Source organism: Rhizobium nepotum 39/7 (assembly GCF_000949865.1).
Classification (GTDB): domain Bacteria; phylum Pseudomonadota; class Alphaproteobacteria; order Rhizobiales; family Rhizobiaceae; genus Agrobacterium; species Agrobacterium nepotum.
In genome coordinates, this window is the sequence record NZ_JWJH01000003.1 from 240,213 (window position 1) to 252,975 (window position 12,763).

The 12,763-nt window shown below is 61.3% G+C and carries 9 protein-coding genes; 1 reads left to right on the plus strand and 8 read right to left on the minus strand.

The genetic code is table 11. The features are described 5' to 3' along the window. Positions 1–52 precede the first annotated feature (52 nt). The 8 genes from RS75_RS04290 to RS75_RS04325 form a co-directional block, all read right to left on the minus strand. Complete coding sequence (locus tag RS75_RS04290; RefSeq protein ID WP_045017689.1) at positions 53–1,363, minus strand: LLM class flavin-dependent oxidoreductase; 1,311 nt, start codon at positions 1,361–1,363, stop codon at positions 53–55. Positions 1,364–1,389: 26 nt separating this feature from the next. After that, complete coding sequence (locus RS75_RS04295) at positions 1,390–2,736, minus strand: MmgE/PrpD family protein (RefSeq protein ID WP_045017878.1); 1,347 nt, start codon at positions 2,734–2,736, stop codon at positions 1,390–1,392. A gap of 4 nt (positions 2,737–2,740) precedes the next feature. Next, positions 2,741–3,556, minus strand: coding sequence for an amino acid ABC transporter ATP-binding protein (locus tag RS75_RS04300; RefSeq protein WP_045017690.1), 816 nt, complete (start codon positions 3,554–3,556; stop codon positions 2,741–2,743). Between the two features lie 12 nt (positions 3,557–3,568). Beyond that, positions 3,569–4,351: an amino acid ABC transporter permease gene (locus RS75_RS04305; protein ID WP_045017693.1), complete on the minus strand. Its 783-nt coding sequence runs from the start codon at positions 4,349–4,351 to the stop codon at positions 3,569–3,571. After that, positions 4,348–5,091 carry an amino acid ABC transporter permease gene (locus RS75_RS04310; RefSeq protein WP_045017695.1) on the minus strand — a complete coding sequence of 248 codons (744 nt, stop codon included), beginning with the start codon at positions 5,089–5,091 and terminating at the stop codon, positions 4,348–4,350. The genes RS75_RS04305 and RS75_RS04310 overlap by 4 nt, the downstream gene beginning before the upstream one ends. 189 nt (positions 5,092–5,280) lie before the next feature. Then, positions 5,281–6,120 carry a transporter substrate-binding domain-containing protein gene (locus tag RS75_RS04315; protein WP_045017696.1) on the minus strand — a complete coding sequence of 280 codons (840 nt, stop codon included), beginning with the start codon at positions 6,118–6,120 and terminating at the stop codon, positions 5,281–5,283. Positions 6,121–6,452: 332 nt separating this feature from the next. Next, on the minus strand, positions 6,453–8,741 hold the full coding sequence (locus RS75_RS04320; protein ID WP_045017699.1) for an NADP-dependent malic enzyme: 2,289 nt from the start codon (positions 8,739–8,741) through the stop codon (positions 6,453–6,455). 132 nt (positions 8,742–8,873) lie between these two features. Then, the gene (locus RS75_RS04325) at positions 8,874–9,872 is read right to left on the minus strand and encodes a LysR family transcriptional regulator (protein WP_045017701.1); all 999 of its coding nucleotides are present in this window, start codon (positions 9,870–9,872) and stop codon (positions 8,874–8,876) included. 327 nt (positions 9,873–10,199) lie between these two features. On the opposite strand from RS75_RS04325, the gene RS75_RS04330 reads away from it, so the two are divergent. Next, a complete protein-coding gene (locus RS75_RS04330; protein ID WP_045017703.1) occupies positions 10,200–12,629 on the plus strand; it encodes a glucose/quinate/shikimate family membrane-bound PQQ-dependent dehydrogenase in 2,430 nt (809 codons plus the stop codon). The last annotated feature ends 134 nt before the right edge of the window (positions 12,630–12,763 follow it).

Sequence of the window (12,763 nt, forward strand, 5' to 3'; positions counted from 1 at the left end):
TACTTCTCGAGCTTTGGCGACGCGGATGCGGCCGGTCAGCATCCGCATGCCATTACCCCCGCAATGCAGGTCGCTCGATGCCGAGATGGTCGCGCAGCGTCGAACCCTCGTAGTCCAGGCGGAACAGACCGCGTTCCTGCAATAGCGGCACAACCTCGCGGGTGAATTCTTCCAGCCCGCCGGGGAAGAAGGGCGGCATGACGTTGAAGCCGTCGGCTGCGCCATTTTCGAACCATTGTTGCATGCGGTCGGCCACGTCTTTCGCCGTGCCCATGACGATATGATGGCCGCGCCCTGCTGCAACACGCAGCGCCAGTTCACGGATCGTCAGCTTTTCACGACGCGCCAGTTCGGTCAGAAGTTCGGCGCGACTGCGCAACTGGTCGGAGATCGGCAGATCCGGCAGCGGGCCGTCGAGATCGTATTCGGCAAGGCTGTGGCCGATGCGCTCCTCAAGCAGCGGCATTGCGCTCTTGATATCGGTCCAGCGGTTCAGTTCCTTCAGCTTTTCGCCGGCCTCTTCGAAGCTCTTGCCGATAATCGGCATGAAACCCGGCATCACGGCAACGCTAGCCGGATCGCGGCCGAACTTTTCCACCCGCGCCTTGAGGCTGGTGTAGAAGGCCTGTGCTTCGGAAATCGCCTGCTGGGCGGTGAAGACGATATCGGCGGTGCGGGCGGCTAGATCCTGACCTGGCCCGGAGGAGCCGGCCTGAATGAGAATCGGGTGACCCTGCGGCGAGCGCGGAATATTGAGCGGCCCCTTGACCGTGAAATATTTGCCTTCGTGATCGAGAATATGGACCTTCTCAGGATCGACGTAACGGCCCGCCTGCTTGTCCTTGACGAAGGCGTCGTCGTCCCAGCTGTCCCAAAGGCCGCGCACCACGTTCACATATTCTTCCGCCACGGCATAACGCTCGTCATGCTCGGGATGGCTCTTGGAGAAGTTTGCCGCCGTGCGGGCGTAAGATGTGGTGACGATGTTCCATGCCGCGCGGCCATGGCTCAGATGATCGATGGAGGCGAAGGCACGGGCGGTGTGGTAAGGTTCACCGTAAGTTGTGGAGGCGGTGGCGGCCAGACCGATCTTGTCGGTCACCATGGCAAGTGCCGCAAGCAGGGTCAGCGGCTCGAAACGGGCGATCATCGAGGGATGGGCGTCGACGCCGCTGGTCAGGCCGTCGGCGAGAAACACCATGTCGAACTTCGCAGCTTCGGCCATTTTCGTGACGCGGGTCAAAAGGTCGAAATTCTCGCTGCCGGCTTCCGCCTCCGGATGACGCCAGCCGGAAACGTGGTGTCCTGCGCCCTGCAGGAAAAGGCCGAGATGCATCTGTCTTTTGCGGGTCGTCGTGGTCATGGGATCATGCCTTCATGTCGGTCGAGTTATATTTGTGTTGCCAGAAGCGTTTCGAGCTTCTTGAGATCGGCTGCGGTTTTCATGCTCCGCACCAGTGCCGGAATTCCAGCGAGTTTTTCATTGCCGCCGGTGGCATCGGCAAATTTTTCCGTGGGGTCATCGATGCCGGGCAGGCCGTCGATACGGCGCGAGAGTGCCGTGCCATCCTTCTTCGTCACGTCGATGACCACGAAACGGGTGGTCGGATCGGGCGAGAGACGGCGGGCAGTTTCGTCATGCCGGCGCGAGACTTTTGCCGAGAGTTCAAGCAGGTCGGTACGCGCCGGGCTTTCGTCGAAATGGCTAATGCCAAGCGCTCCATCGGCAAGTGCGGCGGCAAAGACATATTCGGCGCTGAAGCGCGCATCGATACCGGTGACGGGCGTAGCCGAGCCGACAAGGGCGGCATCGCCACCCGGCGGAAAGGTGATGACGACGGTTTCAATCTCATCCGGCGTCAGGTCATGCAGGTTGCGTAGTGCAAGCGCGCCGACAGCGACGGGGTGGCTGGCGGTGCAGCAGGGAAAGGCTTTGAGGGTGAGGCCAGGCGAGACGATCTGCCAGGGCGAACCCCAGCCCGACAGGACCCGTTTCGGCTGTTCGGCACCGAAGGCGAAGGCGGAATAAAAGCTGATCGGGTTGTCCAGAAAATCCGGCGCGCCCTGAAAACCTGATCGTGCGAGCCGTGCGGCTGTGAGGCCGGCGCGCGTGGCGAGCCCGGCATGCAGCGGCTTGGCGTCATAACCGAATTGCAGACGAAGCCCCGCCGATTGCGTGGCGGCAAGGCCAAGCGCCACGGCGGTGGTTTGCGGATTAAACTTCAGAATGTGGGCGATGGCCGCCGCAGCGCCGATGGGGCCGAGGGTGGCGGTGGCGTGGAAGCCGTTTTCGTAATGCTTGGTCCCGAGCGACAGACCAATCCGCGCCATGGTTTCCAGCCCGACGATATAGGCGGCGATGAAGGCATCCGCCGTCGAGCCTTCCTCGACCGCAACAGTCAGCAGAGCGGGAATGATGGCGACGGTGGGGTGGCCGCGCACGCTGCCATGGACATCGTCATAATCCAGCACGTGCCCGGCATGGCCATTGATGAGGGCGGCGGTAAAGGCATCCGTGCGCAGGTCGTGGCCGATAATGCCCGCCGTGCCGGATGTGCCTGACGTAAAGCTGTCGATCAGGATTTTCGTGCTTCTGTCTGAAGCGCCACCCAGCACGCAGGCGAAAAAGTCGATCAGCGCCGTGCGGGCAATCGCTACCGCCTCTTCGTCGCGGAGCGGATCGGAAGCGGCGATGGCCTCAGCCAGGTGAAGCGTGAGCTTTTCGTCGGCGGTCATGGCGTCAGATCCCTTCGCCGTCAGCAACCCGTGCCACCTGTCCTCCGAGACCTTTGACGAAGGCATTGATACGTGGATTGGTCGATTTGTAGAAGATGTGCTCCGGCGTGCCCTGATCGACGATCAGGCCGTTTTCGGTGAAGACGATATTATCACTGATTTCTTCGGCGAAGCGCATTTCGTGGGTGACGAGAATGCTGGTCATGCCGTCATTGACGAGATCGCGGATGACGGCGAGCACTTCACCGACGGTTTCCGGGTCGAGCGCGGAAGTGACCTCGTCGAACAGCACCAGTTCCGGCCGCATGGCAAGTGCGCGGGCAATGGCCACGCGTTGCTGTTGGCCGCCGGAAAGCTGGCCGGGATAGGCATCCACCTTCTGCGACAGACGCACTTTTTCCAGCAATTCGCGGGCATGACGTTCGGCCTCCGCCTTTGGCGTGCCGAGGATTTTGATGGGCGCGATGGTGATGTTCTCCATCACCGTCAGATGCGGGAAGAGGTTGAACTGCTGAAAGACGATGCCGATGCGCTTGCGCAACGTTATACGCTCAGCCTCGGTCTTCAGCTGATCGACGCGGGTGCCGCCGACGGTGATCTTGCCCGATTGCGGAATGAGCAGGCCGTTGATGCAGCGCAGAATGGTGGATTTTCCGGAGCCGGAAGGGCCGATGATGGAGACGGCGTCGCCCTTGTTGACCGTAAGATCGATGCCTTTCAGGACCTGATTGTCACCGAAGGACAGGTGCACGCCTTCCAGTTCAACCAAGGCTTGGGTGGCGGGGGCTTTGGCGGCGGTTTGCGGTGCGGATGCGGACATGGTGTATTCCAATCAGCGGGAGGCGAAGCGCCGCTCGAGGCGCTGCGTGAAACGGGACACGGGATAGCAGAACAGGAAGAACGCCATCAGGACGGTGAGATAGACCACGACGGTGAAATCGTTGCGCTGCACGGCGGTGCTGGCATCGGTTGCCGCGTGCAGAAGCTCATGCACGCCGACCAGCGAGGCGAGCGCCGTGCCCATGGTAATCGAGGAATAAAGGTTCATCCACGGCGGCAGCGAGCGTTTCACGCATTGCGGCAGGATGATCCAGCGCAGCGTCTGGTTGCGCGAAAAGCCGAGGCCCTGCGCCGCTTCCCATTGCGCGGTCGGAATGGACTGGATCGCTCCGCGGGTGATTTCGGCGATGTGGGCGCTGGCCGGAATGGCAAGCCCGACGACGGCCTTGATCCAGTCCGGGAAGGGAATGTAGTTGCCGAAAGCGACGATCTCGAAGGGGAAGATGTAGGTCGCGGCGAAAATCAGCACCAGATGCGGGGCGTTGCGGAAGATTTGCACATAGGTGAGCGCCGGCGCGCGCACGAGGCGATAGGGCGCAAGCTCCATGACGCCAAGCACAACGCCGATGATGGTGCCGATGGCGATCGCCAGAATGCTGATGAGCACATTCATCGCGAAACCCTTGCCGAGATAGGGCAGCCATTCCAGCAGCACCTGGCCGAGCGAAGGGTCGAGAACCAGCCACAGCACGACGGCGACCAGCACGCCGCACAGAAGAATGGTGCCGAAAGGCAGCTTCTTCGCCGCCTGTGTTGGAGAGACCACCGCGCTCATTGACCGAACCCCGGAACCGCAAGTCGCCGTTCGAGCCACAGACCCGCCCTTGCCACGATGAAATTGATGACACTGAAGAAGATGAGGATCACCAGCATCAGTTCGACCACATTGTCGCGCTGCGTCCAGATCAGGATCGAGGCATAGGTGATTTCACCGACCGCAATCGCCGAGCCGACGGTGGTGAGCTTCACCAGATTGATGAGATTGTTGATGATGGAGGGCAGTGCGGTGCGGATTGCCAGCGGAAACTCCACATAGCGCAAGATATCGAAGGAGTTGAAGCCGATTGAGCGCGCCGCCTCGATGGTGGTGGCTGGCACCGCCTCGATGCCGCCGCGTAGCGCCTCCGCATGAAAAGCGGCAACGTGCAGGCCGGTGATGGCGACGACCCAGAAGAACGGGGTGAGCGGATTGTTCTGCGCGCCGCCAAGTGCGTTGGAAATCAGCATGTTAAGCACGAGAAAGCCGCACATCAGCTGCACCAGCGTCGGCGTGTTGCGGGTCAGTTCCACATAGGCGCGCACGGGTCCGGCGAGCCAGACCTTGCCGGAGGTGAGCATGGCCGCGAAAATGAAGCCGAAAACGAGGCTGAGCGGCAGGGTGACGGCGACGAGGATCAGCGTCATCTTCATGCCGTCGAGCCAGATCTGAACCTCATAGCCGCTGTTCAGAAAGTCATAGTTGAGGCCGATATGCGCGGCCAGTTCTATGAAGCGCGCTATAAATGCATCCTGCATCGGAAATCCATGCTGTTGTCGCGGTGCCGCCCGACAGGCGACGCCAGAATGACCTGCCTTGCTATAAAGCAGAAAAGAACGGCGGGCGAAACCGGCCGTTCTAGATGATTAGGGTAAACCGCTCCGCGTTCGCATCGTCATCTCCCGCCGCCCTTGCTGCTAGGAGGAGAAAACCCGGAACCTGTCTTTTTACTGCGCTGCGGAAAGCTTCGCCTTCTGCTCTTCCATATAACCGATGCTCGGCAGGCGGTTGGCCTTGGCGAATTCGATCATCTTGCCGGAGGCGTGCAATTCCTTGACGATCTTGTCGAGCGCGGCCTGGGTGTCGGCCTCGCCCTTGCGCAGCCAGATGACGGAGTCAGAAGGGATAAGATCGGTCGGGATGAGGATGCCGTAATCCTTCCACTCGTCGGCACGGTCCTGAAGCATCAGGCTCAGCGTGCCGTTGACGTGCACGGAGACGTCGCAATTGCCGCCCTTCAGCGCCAGCAGCGATTCCGGCTGGCTCGGCAGCGCCTTTACCTGCGCGCCATATTGCTCGATCAGCGGCTGGGTGTAGTTGGAGCCCTGCGAAACGCAGGCGATCTTGCCCTTCAGGTCCGACCAGTCCTTGATGCCCGAATCCTTGCGGCCGATAGCAGCGCCGCCCTGACGGTCATAGGGGGTGGGCACGTAACCGAGCGTTTTGGCGCGCTCTTCCGTGTATTGCATGTTGGCGATCAGGATATCGACCTTGCCCTGCTGCAGGAATTGCACGCGGTTGGGCGGGGTCACGGTTTCGGTGACCAGTTCGACACCCAGACCGGCTGCCAGCGCCTTGGCGACGTCGATGTTGAGACCCTTCTGCTCCTGCGTCTTCGGATCGATGAAGCCGAAAGGCGCGCCGGACAGGATGACGCCAACGGTGAGCTTGCCACGACCCTTGATACGGTCGAGCGTCGCATCCGCGTGAGCGGCGGTGGCCATCGAAGCGACGACGACGGTTCCGGCGATGAGTTTCGCGGCAAATCTGGAGAAGGAGAGGGCCATTGGTATTTCCTTTTTATTGTAGATGGAAACTACATGACGCGCCCGCCGAGAGCGAGAATTGGCTTTGCGCCAAAAATCATATGAATAAAATTGCGTTCCAATAAGTTCTCTAGTGAGAAAAAATAACCTAAGAATTTGAAATCGTAGAATCTTGTTCTTTAAGAAGCGAGTTCGCGCAGTTTTCACCTTCTCCCCGCCGGGGAGAAGGTCGCGGCAGCGGAATGAAGGGGCAAGGGTGCGGTCTATCGCTGATGTTGCCCCCTCATCCGACCCTTCGGGCCACCTTCTCCCCGGCGGGGAGAAGAAATGCGCCGCAACGTTCCGCCCTGCCGTCACCGACCGGCATTATAGGCCGCGATCGCCGCCATGTTGACGATATCGCTGTCCTTGGCGCCCATCGAGGTGATCTGCACCGACTTGTCGAGGCCGACGAGAAGCGGGCCGATGACGGTTGCGCCGCCCAGTTCCTGCAACATCTTGGTGGAGATGGAGGCGGAATGGATCGCGGGCATGACCAGCACGTTGGCCGCGCCGGAAAGGCGGGCGAAAGGGTACTGGCTCTGCATGCGATGGTGGTTGAGCGCCACATCGGCCGACATTTCGCCGTCGACCTCGAAATTGACGTTGCGCTTGTCGAGGATCTTCACCGCTTCGCGGACCTTGTCGGAACGCTCGCCGGTCGGCTGGCCGAAGGTGGAGTAGGCGAGCATGGCCACACGCGGCTCGTAGCCGAAACGGCGGGCGAGACCGGCTGCCTCCTCGGCGATATCGGCCAGGTCTTCAGCGGACGGCATGTCGTGCACGGCTGTGTCGGCCACGAAGACGGTGCGGTTGCGCGACACGACCAGCGAAACGCCGATGACGCGGTGGCCAGGCTTGGTGTTGATGCAGCGGCGGATATCCTCCAGCGCCGTGGAGTAGTTGCGGGTAACGCCGGTGACCACGGCATCCGCGTCGCCCATCGCCACCATGCAGGCGGCGAAGTGGTTGCGGTCGTTGTGGACCAGGCGCTGTACGTCGCGCAGCAGGAAGCCGCCGCGCTGCAATCGCGCATAGAGATAATCGACATAGGCATCGACGCGGCTGGAGAGGCGGGCATTGGTGATCTCGATATTCGCACGGTCGAGATCGATGCCGGCGCGCTCCGCATTGGCTTTGATGATGTCGTCGCGGCCGAGCAGGATGGCGGTACCAAGCCCTTGCGCGGTAAACGAAATCGCCGCGCGCATGACCTGTTCTTCTTCCGCCTCGGCAAAGACGACCCGCTTGGGCGACTGGCGCACCCGCTCGTAAAGGCGCTGCGTGGTCGAAGCCATGGGGTCGCGTCGGGCGGAAAGCTCGCGGGCATAGGCGTCGAGATCGGGCAACTCGCGGCGGGCGACGCCGGTTTCGATGGCGGCCCGGGCAACGGCCACCGGAATGGCCGAGATCAGGCGCGGGTCGAACGGAACCGGAATGATATATTGCGATCCGAAGCGCGGACGGTTGCCCTGATAGGCGGCGGCCACGTCATCCGGCACGTCTTCGCGGGCAAGGTCGGCCAGCGCCTGTGCGGCGGCAATCTTCATCGCATCGTTGATCTGGCTGGCGCGGACATCGAGCGCGCCGCGGAAGATGTAGGGAAAGCCCAGAACATTGTTGACCTGGTTCGGATAATCCGAACGCCCGGTCGCCATGATGGCGTCATCACGGATGCGGGCGACTTCTTCGGGGGTGATTTCCGGATCCGGATTGGCCATCGCGAAAATGATCGGCTTCGGCGCCATCGAGCGGATCATCTCTTCGCTGAAGGCGCCCTTCTGGGACAGGCCGAACACCACGTCCGCACCCTTCATGGCTTCCACCAGCGTGCGGTTGTCGGTCTTCACCGCATGCGCGGATTTCCACTGGTTCATGCCTTCGGTGCGGCCCTGGTAGATCACGCCCTTGGTGTCGCAAAGCGTGATGTTTTCAGGGTTGAAACCCATGGCCTTGATGAGGTCCATGCAGGCGATGGCGGCTGCGCCCGCACCGTTGCAGACGAGCTTCGTCGTCTTGAAGTCGCGGCCGGTCAGCTCGATGGCGTTGATGAGGCCGGCGGCGGCGATGATGGCGGTGCCGTGCTGGTCGTCATGGAAGACGGGAATGTCCATCAACTCGCGCAGGCGGCTTTCGATGATGAAACATTCGGGCGCCTTGATGTCTTCCAGATTGATGCCGCCAAAGGAGGGGCCAAGGTAACGCACGCAATTGATGAATTCATCGGCGTCCTCTGTGTCCACTTCAAGGTCGATGGAGTCGACATCGGCGAAGCGCTTGAACAGAACCGACTTGCCCTCCATGACCGGCTTGGAGGCGAGCGCGCCGAGATTGCCGAGACCGAGGATCGCCGTGCCATTGGAGATGACCGCCACCATGTTGCCGCGCGTCGTATAGTCGTAAGCGGTGGCCGGATTTTCGGCGATCGCTTTCACCGGCACAGCCACGCCCGGCGAATAGGCGAGCGACAGATCCCGCTGCGTCGCCATCGGCTTGGTCGGGGTGATTTCCAGTTTCCCCGGCCTGCCTTGCGAGTGGAAATCCAGTGCTTCCTGATCCGTAACCGATGTTCTGGGGCTGGCGGTTTTCGTGGTGTCGGACATGGGCTGTGCGTGCTTTCCTGTCGATAAACGTGTAAAAATATCCGCCGTTGTTATTGTATTTTTCGCGCGCCTGCCAAGCTTTGAATGTTGTTCAGTGCAGCAAATTTAGCTGTTGCGAAATTTGCGGACGATTCAATCGATTAAGTCGCATTGTTCGAATTGCGGACCGGCGCTGTAGGCCTGCCGCGCCATATTGACGAAGGCTTCTACGTGAAGGGCAAGCTGACCCCGCCGGACGACCAGTACGCAATCCGACCAGGGATCGGCGCTGTCCAGCGGCACACCAGTGACGCCTCTGGTGGAGCGCGCCGTGTTTTCCGGCAGAATAGAAATTCCCGCACCCGCTGCCACAAGGGCAAGGATGGTATTGACGTTGGCGATGCGCATGGCGATTTGCGGTTCGCAGCCTGCATCCTCAAACAGCGAGAGCGCGCTGCTGCTGAGGCCGAGGCCGATCTCGTCTACCGGCAGCAGCAGTTTTTCCTGCGCAATATCGCTAATCGAAAGTCTGTTGCGGGACGCAAGCGGATGCTGTTCCGGCAGGGCGACGCACAGTTTCGAGCGATCGAAGGGCTTGGCCCTCAGCCCTTGCGGCAACTGGGGCAGGGGTGCGCGAATGAAGGCTACGTCGGTCTTGCGCGTCGCCACCTGCTCGATCAACTGTTCCATCGTCATGCCGGGCAGAAGTTCAAGCGTGATGTCCTTATGGTCGCCTCCATAACGGGTGATCAGCGCCGGCAATTTGCGTTCCGCCATCACGCTGGTGCCGAAGCCGATACGCAGCGTGCCGAGCTGGCCTCGCCTGATCTGGTGCGCTTTTTCCAGCGCGCCCCTGGTGCGGGCAAGGATTTCCTCCGCATCGAGCAGCATCGACTGGCCCGCTGGCGTGAGTTCCACGCCGCGACTGATGCGGTGAAAGAGCTTGAAGCCCAGGTTTTCCTCCAGTTGCCGGATACGCTGGGTAACGGCAGGCTGGGCGATGCCGAGCTGCAAGGCGGCGGCACGAAAATTTCTGGCCCTTGCGGCTTCCACGAAGATTGTAAGTTGTCGAATATCCATCGGCGGGCAGGTCTTTTTCGGCGTGATTACATGGTATAAGTATAGCTTATCAAATTTGCCTGTCTTGAGCATTGTCATCTTGTCGCAGGCGACGTTATACCACGCCCAAGGTCTCGGTTCTCTGGCGTCAACAAGCGATGCTGGCAGTCTCCGGGCCGGGGAGGATTTATTCGAGCGTCTAATCTGCCGTCCACCGGGCCGGCGGAAACCTGCAGTGAATGGGTCAAAATGACAGTCACCACGGAAGTCTTCCCCAGCATTGTTCCCCGTTCATCCGCGCCGCCTTCATCGCATCTTCGCTCAGCCGCAAGTGCGGCGGACTGTCCCGGTCTTGCCGGACATTGAACGATCATCGGGCGTCAGCCTTCGCGGCGGCTCTCCTAACCGGATATTTAATTCATGAGTAAACCAGCAACCTCATCGTCGCTTCCAGCCAGATTATGGCTGTTGGTGCTCGGCGCCGTCATCATTGCCGCGGGCCTGTTCTTCGCCATCGGCGGCGGGAAGCTCGCAGCACTCGGCGGCAGCCTTTATTTCGTCGTGGCGGGTATCGCGCTGATCGTCTCCGGCCTGCTCATCGTATTGCGCAAGCCCGCTGGCGCGCTGCTGTTCGGCCTTGTTTTCATCGCGAGCGGTGTCTGGGCATTCTGGGAAGCCGGATTGCACTTCTGGCCGCTCATCTCCCGCCTGCTGGCATTGGGTGTGGGCGCCACGGTGGTTGCGCTTTCCTATCCGCTGCTGCGCCGCGCGGCTGGCAAAACGCCGGCTTACGGCACCTCCTTTGCCCTGGCCGCCGTTTTGGCCATCGCGTCCGCCGCCGGTTTTGCCGGCATGTTCGTGCCGCATCCGACTGTCGCGTTTAATGGTGAGGTCGCTGCGCTGACGCCGGTGACGCCGGAAACGGAGCAGAAGAACTGGGAGCATTACGGCAATACGGCAGGCGGCAGCCGCTTTGTCGCGCTTGACGGGATCAACCGGGACAACGTCAAGAACCTTGAGGTGGCATGGACCTATCGCACCGGCGATACCCCGATCAGCCCCGGCGCGAACGGTGCGGAAGATCAGGAGACGCCGCTGCAGGTGGGCGACACCGTTTTTGTGTGCACGCCGCACAACAATGTCATCGCTCTCGACGCCGATACCGGCGCGCAGAAGTGGAAGACCGAAATCAACGCGAAATCCAGCGTCTGGATGCGTTGCCGCGGCCTTGCCTATTTCGATGCCAAGGCGCCGCTGAAGCAGCCGACAGCGCCGGGCTCGACGCCTGTCACGCCGGCGGTAGTTGCCGACGGCGCGCTTTGCCAGCGCCGCATTCTGATGAACACCATCAACGCTGAACTCATCGCACTTGATGCCGACACCGGCGCATTTTGCCCGGATTTCGGCACCAACGGCCGCGTCGATCTGAAGATTGGTCTCGGTGATGCGCCGGATCCGCAATATGTGCTGACATCGGCACCGACGCTCGCAGGCACCACCGTCGTCGTTGGCGGACGTATCGCCGACAACGTGCAGGTGGACATGCCTGGCGGCGTGATGCGCGGTTTTGACGTGGTGACGGGTGAGCTTCGCTGGGCTTTCGATCCCGGCAACCCCGAGATCACCGGACTGCCGCCTGCAGGCCAGACGTATACCCGCTCTACTCCGAACGTCTGGGCGTCCATGTCCTATGATCCGGAGCTGAATACGGTCTTCATGCCGGTCGGCAGCCCTTCGGTCGATCTTTATGGCGCGACGCGCACGCCGCTCGACCACAAATACGGCGCTTCCATGCTGGCGCTCGATGCCACGACCGGCCGTGAAAAATGGGTCTACCAGACGGTTCACAACGACCTCTGGGACTTCGACGTGCCGATGCAGCCGAGCTTCGTCGATTTCCCGAAGGCGGGCGGAACGACCGTTCCAGCTCTGGTCTTCGGTACCAAGGCCGGGCAGATTTATGTGCTGGACCGCGCGACGGGTCAGCCGTTGACGAAGGTGGAAGACGTTCCGGTCAAGGCCGGCAATATTCCGAACGAGCCTTATTCGCCCACCCAGCCGCGTTCGGTTGGCATGCCTGAAATCGGCGCGCAGACTCTGACCGAGGCCGATATGTGGGGCGCCACCCCGTTCGACCAGCTTTTGTGCCGTATCGCCTTCAAGGGCATGCGTTATGAGGGCCTTTATACCGCGCCGGGAACGGATCTATCCCTAGCCTTCCCCGGTTCGCTCGGCGGCATGAACTGGGGCGGTCTTTCGACCGATCCGACCACCAACACCATCTTCGTCAACGACATGCGCCTCGGCCTGTGGATCGAGATGAAGGAAGCCGCTCCGACCAAGGCGGTGGCCAGCGGTGGCGAAAGCGTCAACACCGGCATGGGCGTCGTTCCCATGAAGGGCACGCCCTATGCGGTGAACAAGAACCGCTTCCTGTCGGCTCTCGGCATTCCCTGCCAGGCTCCGCCCTATGGCACGATGACCGCCATCGACATGAAGACGCAGCAGATCAAGTGGCAGGTGCCGGTCGGCACTGTCGAGGATACGGGTCCGCTCGGCATCAAGATGGGCCTGCCTATCCCGATCGGAATGCCGACGCTTGGCGGCACGCTCGCCACGCAGGGCGGTCTCGTCTTCATCGCCGGCACGCAGGACTATTATCTGCGCGCCTTCGACACGGCGACCGGCAAGGAAGTCTGGAAGGCCCGCCTTCCGGTCGGCAGCCAGGGCGGCCCGATGAGCTACAAGTCTCCAAAGACTGGCAGGCAATATATCGTCATCTCGGCCGGCGGCGCACGCCAGTCTCCCGACCGTGGCGACTATGTGATCGCCTATGCGCTGCCCAACTGATTCTCACGGCTCTTCATTCTGAAAACGCAACCCCGGGCCATTGGTCCGGGGTTTTTCTTTGCCGCGCAACTGATGCCCGAGGGGAACTTCACCCTCCGCCTCGCGTTAGCAAAACGGTCTATCGGCGAACGGGT